The sequence below is a fragment of the Janthinobacterium aestuarii genome (genome assembly GCF_046113285.1).
Classification (GTDB): domain Bacteria; phylum Pseudomonadota; class Gammaproteobacteria; order Burkholderiales; family Burkholderiaceae_D; genus Janthinobacterium.
The window spans coordinates 2634880-2655250 of sequence record NZ_CP142524.1 but is presented as its reverse complement, the minus strand read 5'-3'; the positions used below and the strand labels follow the sequence as shown (position 1 = coordinate 2655250).

Here is a 20371-nt window from a genome sequence, read left to right as displayed (position 1 = left end):
GCAGACCGCCTGTCGCGCCTGCGTTACAATCACCATCCTTACCGTTGGAGAAATACATGCAGCAATATCAAGATTTGATCAAGACCGTGCTCGAAACGGGCAGCTGGCAAGACAACCGCACGGGCATCCGCACCCTGAGCGTGCCGGGCGCCATGATGCGTTTCGACTTGGCCAACGGCAACTTCCCTGCCGTCACGACCAAGAAACTGGCTTTCAAATCCGTGATCGGCGAATTGTGCGCCTTCCTGCGCGCCTCGCGCAACGCGGCCGAGTTCCGCGCGCTGGGCTGCAAGGTGTGGGACCAGAACGCCAATGAAAATGCGCAATGGCTGGCCAACCCCTACCGCGAAGGCGAGGATGACCTCGGTCCCGTGTATGGCGTGCAATGGCGTCAATGGCCTGCGTACAAGCTGCTCGACGCCGACCAGCCCGCGCAAATCGCCGACGCGCAAGCGAACGGTTTTACCCTGGTTGCCCCCATCGTCGAGGACGGCGTGCAAAAAGTGCTGCTGTACAAGGCCGTCGACCAGTTGCGCGAATGCCTGGACACCATCATGCACAATCCCGGCAGCCGCCGCATCCTGTTCCACGGCTGGAACCCGGCCGTGCTTGATGCCGTCGCCCTGCCCGCCTGCCACTTGCTGTACCAGTTCATCCCGAACGCCAGCACGCGCGAAATTTCGCTGTGTTTATATGTGCGCAGCAACGATATCGGCCTGGGCACGCCGTTCAACATCGCCGAAGGCGCGGCCCTGCTGCACCTGGTGGCGCGCCTGACGGGCTACACGCCGCGCTGGTTCACCTACTTCATCGGCGACGCGCACATCTATGAAAACCACCTCGACATGGTGGAAGAACAATTGAAGCGCACGCCGTTCCCGGCGCCCAAGTTTGTCATTTCCGACCGCGTGCCCGATTACGCGAAGACGGGCAAATACGAACCGGAATGGCTGGAAAAGATCGAACCGTCGGATTTCTCGCTGGAAGGTTATGAACACCATGCGCCGATCAAGGCGGCGATGGCCGTCTGATGGCGGTCGCACCGCTGGCAGCCCTGCACCGCAAGCTGTTTGACGAAACGGACGGCGTTAAGTTTTCCAAGCTGAAAGACCGGTTGCTGAAAAAGCATGCGGCCGACGAGCGGCAAGCCGTGCTCGCTATCCTGACCGCCTACGCCAGGGAAGGCCAGTTGCTGCACTGGCGCGCCTTCCTGATGACGGATATCGTCGCCCTGGCCGAACCGGGAGAATACGGCGATTTTTTCAGCTGGAGCCTTGATATGGACGGCCTCGCCTACTGGGGCGTGGATGGCATGCTCAAAAGCATGGGCAAGGAGGCGTATGCTCCGCTCGTGGCCTTGGCCACTGCGGAAAATGCCAAGCTGAGCGTGCGCGCCAAGGCCGTGAAAAGCTTGGCCGTCTTCAGCCGCCAGCCTTTCGATGCCGGTTTGCCGTACGATCCCGGCCATTGGAAGGAAGAGCAGCTGCGACTGGAGGCTGTACAGGCCTGGCAGCGCGATGGCTACCCGGATGGCGCAGGCCATGCGGCGCCCGCCACTCACGCGGCGCTCGAGGATCCGCGCACGCCGCTGGAAAAGGCTGCCGCCAGGCTGGAGAAAAAACTGGCGGCCCGGCGCAAAAAGGAGCAGGACCTTGCGCAGCCATCGAACTGGCTGACCATCGCCAGCGCCGCCGACATGGCCGGCATCGCGCAGCGCTGGGCCTTGCCGGAGCAGTACCGGCGCTTCCTCGCTTGCCATTCGCCGCTGCGGGTGTTGATCGACAGCCAACAATATTTCCAGGGCTTGAGCCTGTACGGCGCGGCCGGGCTGGTCAAGGCCCAGTCCGGTTACGCCTGGGATGCCGTCAGCGGCGCCGCCATCGCCGGCTGGCCGGAACAATACCTGGTGATCGCCGACGCGGGCGCCGATCCGTATTGCCTGGACTTGGGCGCCATTGCCGGCGGCGATGCGCCCGTGTACACGGCAGAACACGGCATGGGCGCATGGCGCTTCGAGCGCCATGCGGACAGTTTCATCGACTTCCTGAACGAGATCGCGGCGGCGGCCTAGCCTGCTTCGCCTCCCGGTCCGCCCGGGCCGGGACCGCCTGGGCCGCCCGGCCCCCGTCCGCCCGGCGGACCGAAGCGCGGTTCCCGTTCGCCCTCTTTCGCCGCCGACGTGGCGCCGCCCAGGCGGTACGACAGCCCCACGTAAATCATGCGTCCATCGAAGCGCCGCGTGCTCGTCTCGCGCAAGGAAGCGCTGTTGATGACGGTTTCCATCTTGTTGCTGCTGAACACATCGGTCACATTCATGACCAGGCTCAGCTGCGGCGTCACCGTGTGGCGCCAGCTCACGTTCAAGGTGTTGTTCGGCGAACGGTAGCCCTGTCCCGACAGCATCTTGCCCTGCATTTGCAGGGCCAGCTGCAGCTGGTTGGCCGGGTTGATCTGGTAATTGAGGCGCGCGCGGCCGCTCAGGGCATTCGCCGTGCGCGTGCTGCGGTTGCCCAGGTCGTCGGAACTCGTCTGCTGGCTGCGCGCCAGGTTGCCGCTCGTGTTCAGGGTCAACGATGGCGTGAGCTTGCCGCTGACGCTGAACTCCAGGCCGCTCGAATGGCTGCCCTCGCCGTTTTCCCGCGTTGTCAGCAGCACATTGTCACTGATGAAATAGCGGTAATCGACGATGGCATCCGTGTCGCGCCGGTGGTAGGCACGCAAGCTGCTTTCCAGGCCAAACAATTTGGTTTCATAGCCGATCTCGAACGAATCCGTCTGCGTGGGTTTCAGCTTCGGGTTGCCGGCCGACACATTGAACTCATCGCGGTAGATCACGTACGGGTTCAGGTCGCCCGCGCTCGGGCGGCGCAGGCGGTGCGCATAGCTGAAGCGCAGGTTGCTCTCGTCGCTGACCTTATACGTGGCGAACAGGCTGGGAATGTAGTTGATGTAATTGTTGCCGGCCTCGACGCCGCTGGTGATCTGGCGCACGTTCAAGTCCGTGTATTCGGCGCGCAAGCCGGCCAGCGCACCCCAGCGCTCGCTCAGGCGCATCTGGTAGGAGCCGTACAGCGCAATGGTGCGTTCGTCGAGCTCGAAACGGTTGCTGCGCATGGGGTTGACGGTGGCAAGCAGACTGGCCGGGTTGATGTCCGTGTACAGGGTGTCGAAGCTGCTCTTGTTGTCGGCCACCTTGTAGCCGAGCTTGGCCGTGCCGCCCGCCAGCGGACGCTCGTAGTCGCCGCTGAAGTCGACGATGCGGTTGCCCGTCTCGCTGTGCTGGCGCGCGCGGCTGTCGAAGGCATTCACGGGCGCCACCGCATAGGTATTGGCGTAATCGCTGTCGCTCTCGTTGGTCGACGACGACACGCGCAAATCGATCTTGAGAGTTTCCCCCGGCAACTCGCCCTTGTGGTCGTAGCGCGCGCCCCAGCTGTAGTTGCGGCTGTCGCCGTTGCGCACGGTACTGCGCACATAGTCGCCGATGGTGCTGCCCGTGCTGTCGCCATTGAGGTAGCGGTCGAGCGAGCGCTGGTCGTTGCTGCGCCCGTTATACGACACGCTGGCGGCAAGGGTGTCGTTGGCGTTCAGGTTGTAATTGACGGTGCCATGCAAGCCCAGCGAGTCGTTCAAGCCATTGCTGGTGGACTGCTGACTGCTGGGGGCGAACGCGCCCGTGCCACGCTCCAGGCGCTCGCGGCTGACCTCGGCCACGGAATTGCGGCCGTCATGACGCACATTGATGCCGCCCTGGTAGCCCCACGGCCCCTCGTTATAGGTGCCGGAGACGGAGCTGTTGTAGCGTCCGGCAATGCCCGCATTCGCGTTGACGGTGGCAAAACCGCCCGGCTTGCGGTTGCGCCGCATCACCAGGTTCAGGATCGGGCCGCCACCGGCCTCGTTGCCGAACTGGGCGCCGGGATTGTTGATCACTTCCACGGATTCGATATCGTCGGCGGCCATGGCGTTCAGGGTGGCGCCGCGCGAATCGCCCTGCAGCATGGCCGACGGCTTGCCATCGATCAAGATCTGCACATTGCTGCTGCCGCGCAGGGAGACGGCCCCATCGGGATCGACGGCCACCGACGGCACATTGTTCAAGGCATCGGCCGCCGTGCCATTGGTGCTGCCGACGTCGGACTTGACGTCGTAGACTTGCCGGTCGATGCGGCCCGTGGGACGTTCGGCCGTCACGCTGACGGACGGCGGCGCATCCACGGCGGGCGTCTTGGCAGGCGGCTTGACGATGGTATCACCGGTGACGGTTTGCGCCTGAACAGCGGCGCCGGAGACGAGCAGGCTGCCGCCCGCCAGGCAATGGAAAAGAAGTTTATGCATTTGGCTAAAAATAATCGAGACGCTACGGATGAGGCACTACGCCGCAGCGTGAGAGCACATGCCAAGCATGCCACGATTGCAAGGAGCAAAGCAAATGCGAACCATTGTTATTTACTTCAATTTACAAATCTCCGGTGCTTGTGGCATTCCAGCCTCATGCCATGCAGCTCGCGCTGCCCGGGATATCTCCGATGCCCGCAAGCGTCGCGAGCGCCGTGTTGCCATGGCCGGCACCCGCGTCGCGCACGTAGTTTTCGCCGGCCTCAAAAACGGTACGCCAGGCTAGCCAGCAAGGTCGGATTATGGGACGCAGACTCAGTCAGCGAAGCTCCCCCGCGGGTACGCCAGGCCAGCGTCATGCCTGCGCTCCATGCTGCGCCTGCATAGCGGACGCCGACGCCACTGCCGGCCAGCGTGCGCCGGTTTCCCGTACTCGCCAAGGCGTCCTTGTTGATGTCAACTCGTCCCATATCGTAGAAGACGAACGGCACCGCCGCACCGATTGTGTAGCGCACCTCGGCCTGTGCCAGCCAGCCATTGTCACCATACGCCTCGCCGTTAGGATACGCCCGCACACCGTTCACGCCCCCAAGGCCCAGCTTTTCGGACGGGTCGAGGTTATTCCCCGCGCGCTGCGCGGACAGGCGACCATAGAGGTCAATCTTGCTATTGAGGGACTGAACGCGCGCCAGATCGATGTTCAGCTTGGAGAACGCACCGGCCGTGCGGGCGCTCGCGCTGTCGATGGTCTCGCTTGCCTTATCCAGTCCGAGGCGCCCATGCACCCACGAGACGACACCGTAGGTGATGCCGGCGTAAATGAACTGATCGCGCACGTCAAAGGACAAATTGACCGGCACGACTGTACTTCGCTTGTCACTTGACGACGAAGTCGCCCCTTGGCGGTCCTGCAGGGACTTGTGATCGATGCTGGCCGAGACGATCAGGTTGCGCGACTGCGAGCGGACGATCGGATAGCTCATCCCGACGCTCGCCACGTCCGCCGTGCCGCGCGCGCCGAGGGACGCGAAACTGCCTGCAAGTTCGTAGTATGAATGCGTGTAACTGGCGCGTCCGCGCAAGCCGCTGTAACCGATGGGTGCCGCATACGCCACCGATCCAAACCACATTTGGGCATCCGTATAGAGCGCCTGCAGCGAGAGTTGATCACCGAGCATGAATGGACTGTCGGCATCCAGGCTCGCGTGAAGACGCGTGCGGCCGGTCGCCCGCGTGCCAAAATTGTCGATCCCCGCTTCCCCCTTGTAACGATGATCCCTTTGCACATCGACGATCAGGTCGCCAGTGCCGACCTCCTTTCCAGGGCGCATCAGCGGCGCCGTGATCACGCCGGGCTGATCGTTCAATAAAAGGGTCGTGCGCTCCAACAGGTGCGCCTCGATCAAGGCGCCCTTCGGCAGTGCCGACAGGAAGCCTTGCGCCCCTGACGTCAATGCGCCATCGCCCGTCGCCTGCACCAGGCCATAACGACCTTCGAGGATCTCGATGCGTAATTCGCCAGCGGACAGATCCTGTTGTGGCAGGTAAGCACGCGCGAAAGGATAGCCGGCTTGCTGATAACGGGAGGTAATGTGTGCGGCAAGCGCGGACAGTCCCGCGAAGTCATATGTCTTGCCTGTGACCGGGCCAAGGTCGGCCAGCAGTTCCGTACTCGGGATCTGCGTGTTGCCGCTTATCGTCACGCGCTGCAGCGTTATTTGCACGCCACCGGAAACCTGTGCCGCCGTTTGAGGCGCAGGCAGCACGCGCAGCGTGGGTGCCGCACGACTGGTCGGTTGCGGCAGCGTACGCGCATTTTCCTGCAGCAGCGTACCCGCCTCAGGTAATTGCTGGGCAAGCGCGGGCATGCAGGCCGTGACGAACAGCGTCATCGGCAAAACAGTGGATGGATGCTTCATAGAATACCCATGTCCTGAAGGTGTCAGAGATTATTCGGCGCCGGGGCGTTGGAGGTATCGCTGCTTGCGCTGGCAGGCATGCGGATGCCGCCAGATACGACCATCACATCGAGATATTTGGCATCGCGGTTGGCACCAGCGCCTTGGGTCGACGACTGGCGCCGCTGCGTGGTGCTGGCCGGTGCCGCATTAGCGCCCGTCCCCTCGCTCATGGCAGTCTGTGCTGTCCCCGACTGCGGCGCAGTCACGCTTTCAGCCACGGCGACATAGGCCAGCCCGCCGACCGCGGGCGCGGCAAACGACGACGTAATACCCGCCGCCTGCGGCGTAATCGTCGCCGCGGCTGCCGTTGCCGTTGCCGTTGCCGTTGCCGTTGCCGTTGCCGTTGCCGTTGCCGTTGCCGTTGCCGTTGCCGTCGAGTTTGCCCGGGCTGGTGCCGTCAGTATCCTGCCTGTGCTTGAACTTGACGCAGGGATAAGGTAATTGCCGGCATCTGCACCGCTCAAAGTGAGGCCGGTGACGCTGACCGGAATGGCAATACCGGCAGATGCCTGTGCGAATTTCGCTGAGGCCGAATTGGCATCGAGCTTAACGGTATCGTTGGCGACGAGCCCTGTAAGCGTTGCTGGCGTTGCAATCATTGCCGTCGTCGTGCCGTCAGCCGTCTTGTCGGCAACGGCGAGACCGCTGACGGTAACAAGTTTCGGCGTAATGGCCGCCGTCACGCTGGCCGGCGCGGTCACGCTGTAGTTCGCCGCCAGGCCGCTGGCGTCGCCCAGCTGGCCGCCGCTGACGGTCACGGTTTTGCCGCTGCCGGCATTCTTGTCGGCAAACGCACCCGTCAATGCACCCAGTGCCAGGGTTTCATTGCCGACCAGGCCCGACAGCGTGCCGCCGCTCAGCGTGGCCGCCGTGCCGCCGTCATAGATTTTATTCGCAGCCGACACGCCCGTGATACTGAGCGCTTTCGGCGTAATGGCCGCCGTCACGCTGGCCGGTGCAGTGACACTGTAGTTGGCCGCCAGGCCCGTGCCGTCGCCCAGCTGGCCGCCGCTGACGGTCACGGTTTTGCCGCTGCCGGCATTCTTGTCGGCAAATGCGCCTGTCAGTGCGCCCAGTGCCAGGGTTTCGTTGCCGACCAGCCCCGACAGCGCACCGCCGCTCAGCGTGGCTGCCGTGCCGCCATCATAGATTTTATTCGCAGCCGACACGCCCGTGATACTGAGCGCTTTCGGCGTAATGGCCGCCGTCACGCTGGCCGGCGCGCTCACGCTGTAGTTCGCCGCCAGGCCACTACCGTCGCCCAGCTGGCCGCCGCTGACGGTCACGGTTTTGCCGTTGCCGGCATTCTTGTCGGCAAATGCGCCTGTCAGTGCGCCCAGTGCCAGGGTTTCGTTGCCGACCAGCCCCGACAGCGCACCGCCGCTCAGCGTGGCCGCCGTGCCGCCGTCATAGATTTTATTCGCGGCCGACACGCCCGTGATACTGAGCGCTTTCGGCGTAATGGCCGCCGTCACGCTGGCCGGCGCGCTCACGCTGTAGTTGGCCGCCAGGCCCGTGCCGTCGCCCAGCTGGGCGCCGCTCACGGTCACGGTTTTGCCGCTGCCGGCATTCTTGTCGGCAAATGCACCCATCAGTGCGCCCAGTGCCAGGGTTTCGTTGCCGACCAGGCCCGACAGCGTGCCGCCGGCCAGCGTTGCCGCCGTGCCGCCGTCATAGATTTTATTCGCGGCCGACACACCCGTGATACTGAGCGCCTTCGTCGTAATGGCCGCCGTCACGCTGGCCGGCGCAGTGACGCTGTAGTTGGCCGCCAGGCCCGTGCCGTCGCCCAGCTGGCCGCCGCTGACAGTCACGGTTTTGCTGCTGCCGGCATTCTTGTCGGCAAACGCACCGGTCAATGCAGCCAAGGCGAGCGTCTCGTTGCCGACCAGGCCCGACAGCGTGCCGCCGGTCAGCGTGGCCGCCGTGCCGCCGTCATAGATTTTATTCGCGGCCGACACACCCGTGATACTGAGCGCCTTCGTCGTAATGGCCGCCGTCACGCTGGCCGGCGCAGTGACACTGTAGTTGGCCGCCAGGCCCGTGCCGTCGCCCAACTGGCCGCCGCTGACGGTCACGGTTTTGCCGTTGCCGGCATTCTTGTCGGCAAATGCGCCTGTCAGTGCGCCCAGTGCCAGGGTTTCGTTGCCGACCAGCCCCGACAGCGCACCGCCGCTCAGCGTGGCCGCCGTGCCGCCATCATAGATTTTATTCGCGGCCGACACGCCCGTGATACTGAGCGCTTTCGGCGTAATGGCCGCCGTCACGCCGGCCGGCGCAATCACGCTGTAGTTGGCCGCCAGGCCCGTGCCGTCGCCCAGCTGGCCGTCGCTGACGGTCACGGTTTTGCCGCTGCCGGCATTCTTGTCGGCAAACGCACCCGTCAATGCGCCCAAGGCGAGCGTTTCGTTGCCGACGAGGCCCGACAGCGCACCGCCGGTCAGCGTGGCCGCCGTGCCGCCGTCATAGATTTTATTCGCGGCCGACACGCCCGTGATACTGAGCGCCTTCGGCGTAATGGCCGCCGTCACGCCGGCCGGCGCGCTCACGCTGTAATTCGCCGCCAGGCCCGTGCCATCGCCCAGCTGGACGCCGCTCACGGTCACGGTTTTGCCGTTGCCGGCATTCTTGTCGGCAAATGCGCCTGTCAGTGCGCCCAGCGTCACGGTTTCGTTGCCGACCAGGCCCGACAGCGTGCCGCCGCTCAGCGTGGCCGCCGTGCCGCCGTCATAGATTTTATTCGCGGCCGACACGCCCGTGATGCTGAGCGCCTTCGGCGTAATCGCCGCCGTCACGCTGGCCGGCGCGCTCACGCTGTAATTCGCCGCCAGACCCGTGCCGTCGCCCAGCTGGCCGCCGCTGACGGTCACGGTTTTGCCGCTGCCGGCATTCTTGTCGGCAAACGCACCCGTTAATGCGCCCAAGGCGAGCGTTTCGTTGCCGACCAGCCCCGACAGCGTGCCGCCAGTCAGCGTGGCCGCCGTGCTGCCGTCATAGATTTTATTCGCGGCCGACACGCCCGTGATGCTCAGCGCTTTCGTCGTGATGCTGGCCGTGCCGCTCGCCTGGTCCGTGATCGCATAGTTGCCCGCGTCCGCGCCGCCATGCGAGCTGGTCAGTATCACCGTCTTGCCGTTGCCGGCGTTCTTGTCGGCAAAGGCGCCAGTCGCGCCGACCGTTACCGCATCGCCGGCGACCAGGCCCGTGAGCACGACGTTCGATGCATTGACCGTGGCAGCCGTGCTGCCGTCATAGACCTTGCTGGCGGCGGTGATGCCGGACACCGTCAGCGCCTTCGGCGTGATGTCGGCCGTGACGCCTGCAGGCTGCGAGAACGTGTAATTCGAGGCCGAACCCGTGCCATCCGTTAGCGATATTGTCGACAAGCTCACCGCCTTGCCCGTGCCGACATCCTTGCTGGCAAACGCACCGGCAATAGCGCCCAGGTTCAGCGTCTCGCTACCGACCATGCCGGATAGCGCCCCCCCCGACAGCGTGGCCGCCGTGGTGCCGTCATAGACCTTGTTTGTTGCGCTGATACCGCTGACGGTGAGCGCCTTGGGCGTAATGAACACGGCATTGCTTGCGCTGGCCGCGCCCAGGCCGGGCAGCTGATAGTTGCTGGCCAGGCCGCCCACGCCGTTGAGCAGCGACGCCGTCGTGATCCAGCGCGCTGAAGCGGCGTTGGCGCTGTTGGCGGTCGCGCCGCTCACGCCGAGGTCTTCGCCGGCGACCAGATTGCCGAGGATGACGCTCGAGAAAGCAGCCGATCCATCGTACGTCCTGGTGCCGCCAAGTGTGACCGTGCGCGCAGTGATTTGCGCCGTAGCGCTGGCGGAGTTAGCTGCCAGGCTGTAGTTGCCCATGTCCGCGCCGCCGAGCGTAATGCCCGAGATATTGACGGAGTACGTGCCCACGTTCTTGGCACCGAAAGTACCTGTGCCGCTGGCCGTGACGACATCGCCTGCGATCGCGCCGGCCACTGACACGGCAGCCGTCGTGTTGCCGTCATAAACCTTGTCGGCGGCGCTGGGCGTCAGCTGTTTTTGCGTTATGGAAAAGCTGCCGGTGTTGAAATACCCGACCGCATACGTCGTGCCGCCCGTCGTGTAATTGGTGGGGTTGGCCGATGCAGCCACGAGCTTGGTATACGTGCCGACGTTCTTGCTGGTGGTAGCGAAGGCAGGCGCCGGAACCAGATTCGACACCGAAAAGTTAGCAATGTCGGTGGTGGCCGAATACGTCAGGCCGGAGGTCGCTGTATTGCCATCGTAGATCTTGCTGCCGGAACCGGCTTGGGTAATGAACAGCGCGCGCGTGGCCATGTCGACGGCTTGATACGTCGCGTAGAGGTAGCTGTTGTTGGAACCCGGAACGACCATCGTCCCGCAATTGGGCAGCTGTGCCGAACAGGTGGACAGCTGAGGCGCCTGCGTGTAGGCCGACAACTGGGGCGCGCCGTTGACATAGACCAGCCAGCCGGCGACCGACGGGCCCTGGAATACGACTTGGGCACGGCTTCCATATGAGACCAGTCCAATGGCTCCCGCATTGAGGTCGGCAGACGTATAGTTGCCTGGCGTGGCGTTGACCGCGTTCAGCAGCATCGTGCCGCCTGTAGTGGACGAGGCCAGCGTGGTCACCGTGTTCGAACCGCCCTGGAATGCCAGGCCAAACGTCTTGATGCCTCCGGTGCTCTCGCCGTTAATGAGCAGATTGCCGCTGCCCGACCGGATCGTGGCATTCGACTGGATGTACACGCCGGCCGTCGCGCCGCCGTAGCTGCCATTGTTTGAGCCGACGAGCGAGCGACCGTTGATCGTGATATCCCCGCCGCCAGAATCGATGGCTTTGCCGGTGCCGATAATAATGGCGGGGGTGCTGGAACTGGTGTTGAGCGCATAGGCGATGTTGCCATTCGCGCTGCCGTTGGCGCCTCCGACGAGGATATTGCCGCCATTGGAGGACAAGTTGCCGGCAACGTTGACGCCGCCCGTCGTGGCGCCCGCTGCATTGCCTGCCGACAGTGTCAGGTTCAACCGCCCCGATGTCGACGTGACGTCGGCACCCACGACGATGTTGCGGTCGGCACGCAAGGTCAGGCTGGCATCGCCGCCAGCGGTCTTGGCGATCGGGCTGGATACCGTGATATCGCCGCTGCCGCTGCCCGTCACGCCCGTGCCGCCCGGTGCCTGGGTCGTTATGGTGACGTTCGTGCCCTGGTTCAACGCGCCGGTAATGGTGGTAGCCGCGGCCAGGTTGATCATGTAATCGTAGGGATCGACGAGCCAGTCGCCACCCTTGCCTGCGGCCGCGCCGGCGTTGACAACGAGATCCGGTGCTGTATTGACATGGGCCGCCGAAGTCTCGATATCGCCGCCGTTACCGCCATGCGGCGCGCTGGCGTCCAGCAGTCCACCGGCATGCAAGGTACCGGACTGCATGTCGCCCAGCAGCAAAATCTCGCCGCGCTTGCCCGTCGCGAGCGTGCGCGCCTGGATAATGCCGCTGTTGTTGATCACCGAGCCAGTGAGCTCGCCGGCGGACTTGGCCGTCATGAGCACCTTGCCTCCGTCTGCACGGATCGCGCCGCCGTTTTCGACCAGCGCGTCAACTGCGCCCTTCTGCACCTGCAACTTGACGGGGCCGCCAAAATCGACCAGCACTTCGCTGCCGGCGCCGAACAGGACATTGCCGCGTTCGGCTCCGATCTGTCCGCTATTTTGTACCCGGGCCGCCACTAGCACGATGTTGCCGCCGGCAGTGGCATTAATGGTGCCCTGGTTCGCGACCGTGCCAGTGCTCTTGCCCGCGAGCTGGTAGCGGCCCGCCATAAAATCATCGGTGCCCATCGACAATGTGGATGCCAGCAGGCCACCTACGTTAACTTGTGCCGTTGGACTGAACAGCACGCCGTTGGGATTGACCAAAAACACATGGCCATTCGCATTCAGTGCACCCTGGATAATCGATGGGTCGGCGCCCACCACGCGGTTCAGTGCGACCGATGAGGCGGAAGGCTGCACGAAGTTGACTGTATGACCTTGTCCAATGGAAAAGGATGTCCAGTCAAGCGCTGCTTTCTGGCTGGACTGGTTGACCGTCATCGTCTTTCCTGTGTAAGCCACCGATGCCTGGCCTGTTACAAGCTGCCCGTTCGTGGGCAAGGGACCAGCGGCGGCGGCGATACCACTTGCGGCACCTGCCAGCAGCGCAATTGCCGTCTGACGACGGCGCGTGCGCGACGTAGTCGATTTTGTCCGCCCGGAAGCGAATTCCGAAACCGCCTGCCACAAACCGGTCGTGGCATTCCAAACAACGCGATAGATATGGTTCATACAAACCTCTATTCAATGTGCTTTGTCAGCGTGCCACCAAGCGAGGCGACACGGAAAATAGTAGGAGTTTGTCGCGGCCTTGCGCAGTTCTCTCGACGTATGTGGGCGGGAGTTCCAGGCAATAGCAGACAAAACACGTACAGGCACAACTGCGGGTCTGGGCGGATGTGGAAGGCTGTCGTCTATGACAGCTTCTTTTTGGATGGTGCGATATGCTCAAGCATCGCATAAATTGCTGCCTCAGAGCAATCTTTTATGATTGGTATCAAGTCAGATGCGGTATCTGCGCAACACCTATGCGACGCTCCTGCTCCTTCGCTAGCTCAGCAAGCCATGGCCGCGCGCCAGTTTCAGCCAGCCCGGATATTCCGTCATCAATAAATCATACAGTTCTGCGTCGCTGTGCTCGTCGGGCGAGCTGACGGAAAAGTAATTGGCGTTGTCGACCAGGCGGCCCTGCAGTTCGTCGAGCTTTTCCAGAAACGGGAAATCGGAATCGGCAAAGGCGGCGAGGAACTTGCTTTTCGACTTGCGCCCCTTGCCGATGCCCATGAATTGCCAGAAGATGGGCTCGTTACTGGCCCAGCGCAACTGTTTCTCCGTCGTCGCCTGGTCGCTGGTGCCGCCATCGGTGACGAACATCACGTACACGGGCAGCTCGGCCGCGACGGGCCGCGTGCGCTCGCCGCCGGCCTTGTCTGGGAAATAAAACGCGCGGATCGCCTGCATGGCGGCGCCATAGCGCGTGTCGCCTTCGAGCGGATGACGCTGTATGGCCTGGCCTACGTAGGTATTGCAGTTACTCAAGGCCATCGGTGCCGGATGGTGGACGTTCTTGCCGAACAGGAAAACGTCGATCTCGCCATCGTCGTCGAACTTGCAGCCCAGCGCCAGGATGCGCTCGGCAAAGCGCTGCACCAGCCCCTCTTTGTACAGCCGTCCCATGGAGCCGGAAATATCGAGGCATAAGCAGACCTTGGCGCGGTGCTCGGACAGGCCCACTTTTTGCAAAGACACGCCCGCCTGCTTGACCAGGCTGACCAGTTGCGGCGCCTCGCGTTCGACGCGCTTTTCCAGGTTGATCTTCGCCTGCATGACGGCCGAAGCCGCCGCGGCAGGAGCGGCAGGGGTTGTCTGGTCGACTTCACCGCCGAAATGCTGCACCAGCGCATCGAGTCCCCCATTGAAACCTTGCCCCACGGCCATGCAGCGCCAGCCGCCATCCTTGCGGTAAATTTCTGCCAGCATGACGGCTTTTTCTTGCGCAAAATCAGACCCGGCAAAGGCAAAGCGTGCCAGCTCGCGCCCACCCGCCTGCAGGCGCACGTGGCCCGATTGCAGCTGCGACATCACGCCACCGCCATCGATGGACGCCGTCACGACGAGGCGGTCAATTCCGGCCGGCAAGCGCGCCAGCTGCAAGGCAAACTCGGCCATGTCGCCACCGCTGCCGGCGCGCGCTTCCACGCCGCCGCACGGCGTGCGCGGCTGGTTGAAAAAAGTCATGTAGCGCTCGTCGGACAGCTTGCCGGCCGCATCGAGGCCGAAACAGGCCACGTCGAGCGCCAAGCCCTGCGCGGCGACGCCGACCTGCAAGACGCCATCGGGAACGAGATTGGCCAGCGGCAAGCGCTGACCCTTGGACAAGGTTTCCATCAGTGTCTCCTAGGCAATGTAGCGGCGTGGATTGTCCGCATTGCAATCATCTTCATCTTCCTTGTCCTCGCCCTTGAAGACGACGGGACCGTTGAAGGCCAGTTGCAGGCTCTCGCCCTGCCAGCTCAGCCACGGCGTCGCTTCGCTGCCGGGCTCCGACGTCTTGCCCGACGGTTCAAGGATGATGCTGTCGGGCGTGACGCGCGCCATGCCGATCACATAGGTGTAGACGGAATCGTCGTCGGCCGCCTTGGACAGGCGGAAATCGAAGTCGCACTCGACGATCTGCTGGCCATACTGCATGACCATCTTCGGCCGCATGGAGGCTACCGACACGGCGCCATTAGCCACTGCCGAATACACGCTGAAGACAAGGCCCACCGTGCCGCCATAGTGTTGCGCCAGCGCAGGATTGACTTCCACCGTTTCCGTGGCCGGTTCCTTGCCCGATGCGCCCGCCACGTCGCCCAGGTGGCGCACGAAAGGCATGCTGTCGAAGTTGCCGGCCGCGTCCGGTGCCTGGATGAAGCGCATCTGGCCGTTCGGCAAGAGGATACCGACGCGCAAGTCGAGATCGTCGTTATCGTCATCGCCATCGCCGTTATCGACCCAGGTGGCCTTGACGGTCAGTTTGCTCGGCGCGCCCGCGCCCTTCTCCAGCGACACCTTGTGCGTCTGCCCCGCCTTGGTCAGCGAAATTTTCGACAAGGAAATCTTGGGCGCCGGCACCGGTGCCGCGTCCGCCTGCGCCACTTCGCCGCCGAAATTCGCGACCAGTGCGTCCAGGCCGCCATTGAAACCCTGGCCCACGGCCATGAAGCGCCAGCCCCCGTCCTTGCGGTAGAACTCGCCCAGCATGACGGCTTTTTCTTGCGCAAAATCAGACCCGGCAAAGGCGAAGCGGGCCAGTTCGCGCCCGCCGTCGAGCAGGCGCAGGTAGCTGCTGCCGAGCTGCGCCATGGTGGCCGCGCCATCAATGGCGGCCGTGACGACGAGGCGGTCGATGGAAGCAGGCAATCGGTCCAGCTGATAGCTGAAGCCTGCCGCATCGCCGGACGGCGCCGATGTTTCCACGCCGCCGCACGGCGTGCGCGGCTGGTTAAAGAAAGTCATGTAGCGGTCGTCGGACAATTTGCCAGCGGCATCGAGGCCGAAACAGGCGAAATCCAGCGGCACGCCGGCGCTGGCGAGCCCCAGTTGCACGACATTGCCCGTGACGAGGCCGGACAGCGCCAGGCGCTGCCCCTTGATCAGGTTTTCCATGGGATGATGTATTCAGGTGTGGGAGCTTCGGACAACGGCCCAGGGCAAGGCGCGTCGTCCGAAGACAGTACGAATAGTACGGAACGTGCATGGCGGCGCAACGCCGCCATGGGCCGCTTTTTTACATTGCAACGCCTGACAAAACCGTAGCGAGCGGCAACGAGTTGTGGCCGAGACGCGGAGCTGTGCTTTAGCACAGTGAGCATCGGAGGCCGCAAATCGCGACGCGCAGTAGGTTTTGACAGTTGTTATTAGGCGTTGATGCCGAAAGAACGTGCCAAGGGGCCCAGGCCGCCTTTGAAACCCTGGCCGATGGCCTTGAATTTCCATTCGCTGCCGGCGCGGTAGATTTCGCCGAAGATCATGGCCGCTTCCGTCGAGCCGTCTTCCGACAAGTCGTAGCGGGCGATTTCCGTGCCGTTGTCGCCGTTCAGGCAACGGATGTAGGCCTTGCCGACCATGCCGAAGTTCTGCTTGCGGTTTTCCGCATCGTGGATGGTGACGGCCACGGCGATCTTGTCGATGTCGGCCGGCACGTTGGCCAGGTCGACGGCGATTTTCTCGTCGTCGCCGTCACCGCCGCCCGTGGTGTTGTCGCCCGCGTGGACGATGGAGCCGTCAGCCGACTTCAGATTGTTATAAAAAATGAAATCAGCGTCGGAACGGGCCTTGCCATCCGTTTTCAGCAGGAAGGCGCTGCCGTCCAGGTCGAAAGCGGCGCCATCGGTGGCGCGCGGGTCCCAGCCCAGGCCAATCACGATTTTCTTCAAGCCAGGAGCTTCCTTGCTCAAGTTGACATTGCCGCCTTTTTGCAAACTGATCGCCATGGTGTTTCCTCTTTAATGTGTGGGTTGCATTCGGTGTTTCAGGTCACGTCGCCGGTACCCCGGCTTGATGAGCCATGAGCCTACCATAAAGTTCCTGCTTGTCAGCGGCGCACTATTGAAAATAATGCCATGCGGAAAATGCCGTACGGCTGCCCCAATACGCAAAATGACGGATAATGCCGCTCGACGAAAATTTTCACCCTCATGAGCGACTTGAACCCGGGCTTGTCTTTGCACAATAAGAAGATACAACTCGACTGTATCCCCGGCACCCTGTGCGATGAACGCCTGTGGTCACGCCTGGCGCCTGCCCTGGGCGACGCCTTCGATCTACGGCACGTGCCCCTGCACCAGGCACGCACGCGCCCACAAATGCAGGAGCTGATCGCCAGCCACAGTGCGCCGCAAGCCCACCTGGTGGGCTTTTCGCTGGGCGCCTACCTGGCGCTCGAACACGCACTGGCCCACCCGCAACGCGTGCAATCCTTGACTTTGATCGCCAATTCCGCCAAAGGTTTGCTGCCGGCGGAAATCGAAGCGCGCCAGCGCATCGTCGCCATGCTCGAGCGCAATGCCTATGCGGGCATCACGCGCCAGCGCCTGCGTGAACTGCTGCACCCGTCGCACCTGGACGATGCCGCCATCACGGGCCTGATCCGGCAAATGGGCCTGGACCTGGGCAAGGACGTGCTGCTGGCGCAATTTCTCACCACCATCGACCGTCCTGACCTGATGGCGCGCCTGCCTGAACTCGATTTCCCCGTGCTGATCGTGGGCGCCGAAGACGACAAGCTCGTCCATCCCGACGATTTGCGCGCCATGGCGGCCCGCCTGCCGCAAGCCACCTTGCACTTACTAAAAGACAACACCGGCCACATGATTCCGCTGGAAGCACCAAGCGAGCTGGCGCAAGCCATGCGTGCGCATCTGGAGGCTGCCGGCAATTTCAACGATAATGACGGGCATCGGGCCATGCCCCCACCACTTTGACAGAAGCAATGAGCCATTTGACCATCATCGTCGCCACCGACCAGCAAGGCGGCATCGGCATCAACAACACCTTGCCGTGGAAACTGCCGGAAGACCTGGCGCATTTCAAGCGCCTGACGACGGGCCACCCCATCCTCATGGGCCGCAAGACCTTCGATTCCATCGGCCGGCCGCTGCCGAACCGCCGCAACATCGTCATCACGCGCAATGCCGACTGGGGCCATGAGGGCGTGGAAGCGGTCTCGTCGGTGGAAGCGGCCATCGCCCTGCTCGACGGCGCGGAAGGCTATGTCATCGGCGGCGCCGAGATTTACCGGCAGTCACTGGCCCTGGCCCAGCGCTTGATCATCACGGAAATCGGCCAGACCTTTGATTGCGACGCGTTTTTCCCCGCAGTGGACCATGCCGTATGGCAAGAAACAGCGCGCGAGGCCCATGTTTCGGAGAAATCCGGCCTGCCTTACGCCTTTGTCACGCTGGAACGCAAAGCCTGATAAGGTGATGTCGATCGCCAGCATGTTGCTGTAATACCCCTGTCACACCCATGCGTCACGCTAGCGTACGCTTGTGACGCTTTGATGCGATATTTTTTTCCCGCAGACGCCGCATTTCTGCGAGAATCCCGTTCTTATTTTTTTTCTGCGGCTGCCGGGTTGTACGACCGCCTGACCGTCGCGCCCTAGTCCGCCCCTTCACATCTGTCAGGGGCGGCTTGCTTTTTTGGAGACATGCATGAAATTTCGTTTCCCCATCGTCATCATTGACGAGGATTTCCGTTCTGAAAATACGTCCGGCCTGGGTATTCGCGCCCTTGCCGCCGCAATGGAAAAAGAAGGCATGGAAGTGCTGGGCGTGACCAGCTACGGCGATTTGTCGCAATTTGCCCAGCAACAATCGCGCGCGTCAGCCTTCGTGCTGTCGATCGACGATGAAGAATTCGGCGGCGGTTCCATCGAGGAAACCGACCATGCCTTGAAATCGCTGCGCGCCTTCGTCGAGGAAATCCGCTACAAGAACGCCGATATCCCGATCTATCTGTACGGCGAGACGCGCACTTCGCGCCACATCCCCAACGATATCCTGCGCGAACTGCATGGTTTCATCCACATGTTCGAAGATACGCCGGAATTCGTCGCGCGCCACATCATCCGCGAAGCGAAATCCTACCTGGACGGCCTGTCGCCGCCGTTCTTCCGCGCGCTGGTGCACTACGCCAACGACGGTTCCTACTCGTGGCACTGCCCCGGCCACTCGGGCGGCGTGGCCTTCCTGAAGTCGCCGATCGGCCAGATGTTCCACCAGTTCTTCGGTGAAAACATGCTGCGCGCCGACGTCTGCAACGCCGTCGAGGAACTGGGCCAGCTGCTCGACCATACGGGTCCTGTCGCCGCGTCCGAGCGCAATGCGGCGCGCATCTTCAATGCCGATCATTGCTATTTTGTCACCAACGGTACCTCGACCTCGAACAAGATGGTGTGGCACTCGACCGTGGCACCGGGCGACATCGTCGTCGTCGACCGCAATTGCCACAAATCAATCTTGCATTCGATCATCATGTGCGGTGCCATTCCCGTGTTCCTGATGCCGACGCGCAATCATCTGGGCATCATCGGCCCCATCCCGCTGCATGAATTCACGCCGGAAAGCATTGCCCGCAAGATCGAGGCGAACCCGTTCGCGCGCGAAGCGAAGAACAAGAAGCCGCGCATTCTCACCATCACGCAATCGACCTACGATGGCGTGATCTACAATGTGGAAACCCTGCGCGAAATGCTGGACGGCAAGATCGACACCCTGCACTTCGATGAAGCATGGCTGCCGCACGCCACCTTCCACGATTTCTACAAGAATATGCACGCCATCGGCAAGGACCGTCCGCGCGCCAAGGAATCGATGATCTTCTCGACCCAGTCCACGCACAAATTGCTGGCCGGCCTGTCGCAGGCCTCGCAAATCCTCGTGCGCGAATCGGACACGGTCAAGCTGGACCAGGATGCCTTCAACGAGGCTTACCTGATGCACACCTCGACCTCGCCGCAGTATTCCATCATCGCCTCGTGCGACGTGGCCGCGGCCATGATGGAAGCGCCGGGCGGTACGGCCCTGGTGGAAGAGTCGATCATGGAAGCGCTCGATTTCCGCCGCGCCATGAAGAAGATCGACCAGGAATGGGGCCAGGACTGGTGGTTCCAGGTGTGGGGTCCGTCCACCTTCAACGACGAAGGCATGGGCCAGCAGGAAGACTGGATGATACGCGCCGAGGATGACTGGCACGGTTTCGGCGACCTCGCTCCCGGCTTCAACATGCTCGACCCGATCAAGGCGACCATCGTCAACCCGGGCCTGTCGCTGGACGGTCAGTTCGGCGACACGGGCATTCCCGCGTCCATCGTCACCAAATACCTGGCCGAGCACGGCGTCATCATTGAAAAATGCGGCCTGTACTCGTTCTTCATCATGTTTACCATCGGCATCACCAAGGGCCGCTGGAATACCCTGCTGACGGCGTTGCAACAATTCAAGGACGACTACGACAAGAACCAGCCGATGTGGCGCATCCTGCCGGAATTCGCGGCGGCCAACCCGCGCTATGAAAAAATGGGCTTGCGCGACCTGTGCCAGCAAATCCACGATTTCTACAAGGCGTACGACGTGGCGCGCTTGACGACGGAAATGTATCTGTCGGACATGATCCCCGCCATGAAGCCCTCGGACGCGTTCGCCAAGATGGCGCACCGCGAAATCGAACGCGTGGCCATCGACGAACTGGAAGGCCGCATCACGTCCATCCTGCTGACGCCGTATCCACCAGGCATCCCGCTCTTGATCCCGGGCGAGCGCTTCAACAAGACCATCGTCGACTACCTGCGCTTCGCGCGCGACTTCAACGAGCGCTTCCCGGGCTTCGAGACGGATGTGCATGGTCTGGTGAAACGCGAAGTCGATGGCAAGCGCGGTTACTTCGTCGACTGCGTCCGTCAGTAACGGTTCATCCAAT

11 protein-coding genes are annotated in these 20371 nt (G+C 62.8%); 5 read left to right on the top strand and 6 right to left on the bottom strand.

The genetic code is table 11. The features are described 5' to 3' along the window. Positions 1–56 precede the first annotated feature (56 nt). Positions 57–1031, top strand: a complete 975-nt coding sequence (locus OX462_RS11925; protein WP_070224444.1) for a thymidylate synthase — start codon at positions 57–59, stop codon at positions 1029–1031. Beyond that, positions 1031–2071 (top strand): SMI1/KNR4 family protein, encoded by a 1041-nt coding sequence (locus tag OX462_RS11920; protein WP_409028486.1) that lies wholly within the window; start codon positions 1031–1033, stop codon positions 2069–2071. The genes OX462_RS11925 and OX462_RS11920 overlap by 1 nt, the downstream gene beginning before the upstream one ends. Here the strand turns inward: OX462_RS11920 and OX462_RS11915 are convergent. The 6 genes from OX462_RS11915 to OX462_RS11890 form a co-directional block, all read right to left on the bottom strand. After that, positions 2068–4338 carry an outer membrane beta-barrel family protein gene (locus OX462_RS11915; RefSeq protein ID WP_070224446.1) on the bottom strand — a complete coding sequence of 757 codons (2271 nt, stop codon included), beginning with the start codon at positions 4336–4338 and terminating at the stop codon, positions 2068–2070. The genes OX462_RS11920 and OX462_RS11915 overlap by 4 nt on opposite strands. A gap of 263 nt (positions 4339–4601) precedes the next feature. Next, positions 4602–6257: a ShlB/FhaC/HecB family hemolysin secretion/activation protein gene (locus OX462_RS11910; RefSeq protein WP_409028485.1), complete on the bottom strand. Its 1656-nt coding sequence runs from the start codon at positions 6255–6257 to the stop codon at positions 4602–4604. A 23-nt stretch (positions 6258–6280) separates the two neighbouring features. Further along, complete coding sequence (locus tag OX462_RS11905) at positions 6281–12637, bottom strand: YDG domain-containing protein (RefSeq protein WP_409028484.1); 6357 nt, start codon at positions 12635–12637, stop codon at positions 6281–6283. A 318-nt stretch (positions 12638–12955) separates the two neighbouring features. Then, positions 12956–14293 (bottom strand): VWA domain-containing protein, encoded by a 1338-nt coding sequence (locus OX462_RS11900; RefSeq protein WP_409028483.1) that lies wholly within the window; start codon positions 14291–14293, stop codon positions 12956–12958. Between the two features lie 9 nt (positions 14294–14302). Further along, positions 14303–15556, bottom strand: coding sequence for a TerD family protein (locus OX462_RS11895; protein ID WP_409028482.1), 1254 nt, complete (start codon positions 15554–15556; stop codon positions 14303–14305). 251 nt (positions 15557–15807) lie between these two features. Beyond that, positions 15808–16383, bottom strand: a complete 576-nt coding sequence (locus OX462_RS11890) for a TerD family protein (RefSeq protein WP_070291613.1) — start codon at positions 16381–16383, stop codon at positions 15808–15810. Between the two features lie 204 nt (positions 16384–16587). On the opposite strand from OX462_RS11890, the gene OX462_RS11885 reads away from it, so the two are divergent. The 3 genes from OX462_RS11885 to OX462_RS11875 all read left to right on the top strand — a co-directional run bounded on the left by OX462_RS11885 (position 16588) and on the right by OX462_RS11875 (position 20358). After that, positions 16588–17373 carry an alpha/beta fold hydrolase gene (locus OX462_RS11885; protein WP_070224450.1) on the top strand — a complete coding sequence of 262 codons (786 nt, stop codon included), beginning with the start codon at positions 16588–16590 and terminating at the stop codon, positions 17371–17373. Positions 17374–17381: 8 nt separating this feature from the next. Then, positions 17382–17867: a dihydrofolate reductase gene (locus tag OX462_RS11880; protein WP_070224451.1), complete on the top strand. Its 486-nt coding sequence runs from the start codon at positions 17382–17384 to the stop codon at positions 17865–17867. Between the two features lie 238 nt (positions 17868–18105). Further along, entirely contained in the window at positions 18106–20358 is a 2253-nt protein-coding gene (locus tag OX462_RS11875; protein ID WP_070224452.1) for an arginine/lysine/ornithine decarboxylase, read from the top strand. Positions 20359–20371: the final 13 nt, after the last annotated feature.

What these genes read in the sequence shown, in the direction of transcription:
- OX462_RS11890 (WP_070291613.1), bottom strand. Translation starts at nt 16,383, where the DNA reads ATGGCGATCAGTTTGCAAAAAGGCGGCAATGTCAACTTGAGCAAGGAA.
- OX462_RS11925 (WP_070224444.1), top strand. Translation starts at nt 57, where the DNA reads ATGCAGCAATATCAAGATTTGATCAAGACCGTGCTCGAAACGGGCAGC.
- OX462_RS11875 (WP_070224452.1), top strand. Translation starts at nt 18,106, where the DNA reads ATGAAATTTCGTTTCCCCATCGTCATCATTGACGAGGATTTCCGTTCT.
- OX462_RS11895 (WP_409028482.1), bottom strand. Translation starts at nt 15,556, where the DNA reads ATGGAAAACCTGATCAAGGGGCAGCGCCTGGCGCTGTCCGGCCTCGTC.
- OX462_RS11915 (WP_070224446.1), bottom strand. Translation starts at nt 4,338, where the DNA reads ATGCATAAACTTCTTTTCCATTGCCTGGCGGGCGGCAGCCTGCTCGTC.
- OX462_RS11920 (WP_409028486.1), top strand. Translation starts at nt 1,031, where the DNA reads ATGGCGGTCGCACCGCTGGCAGCCCTGCACCGCAAGCTGTTTGACGAA.
- OX462_RS11885 (WP_070224450.1), top strand. Translation starts at nt 16,588, where the DNA reads ATGAGCGACTTGAACCCGGGCTTGTCTTTGCACAATAAGAAGATACAA.
- OX462_RS11880 (WP_070224451.1), top strand. Translation starts at nt 17,382, where the DNA reads ATGAGCCATTTGACCATCATCGTCGCCACCGACCAGCAAGGCGGCATC.
- OX462_RS11910 (WP_409028485.1), bottom strand. Translation starts at nt 6,257, where the DNA reads ATGAAGCATCCATCCACTGTTTTGCCGATGACGCTGTTCGTCACGGCC.
- OX462_RS11900 (WP_409028483.1), bottom strand. Translation starts at nt 14,293, where the DNA reads ATGGAAACCTTGTCCAAGGGTCAGCGCTTGCCGCTGGCCAATCTCGTT.
- OX462_RS11905 (WP_409028484.1), bottom strand. Translation starts at nt 12,637, where the DNA reads ATGAACCATATCTATCGCGTTGTTTGGAATGCCACGACCGGTTTGTGG.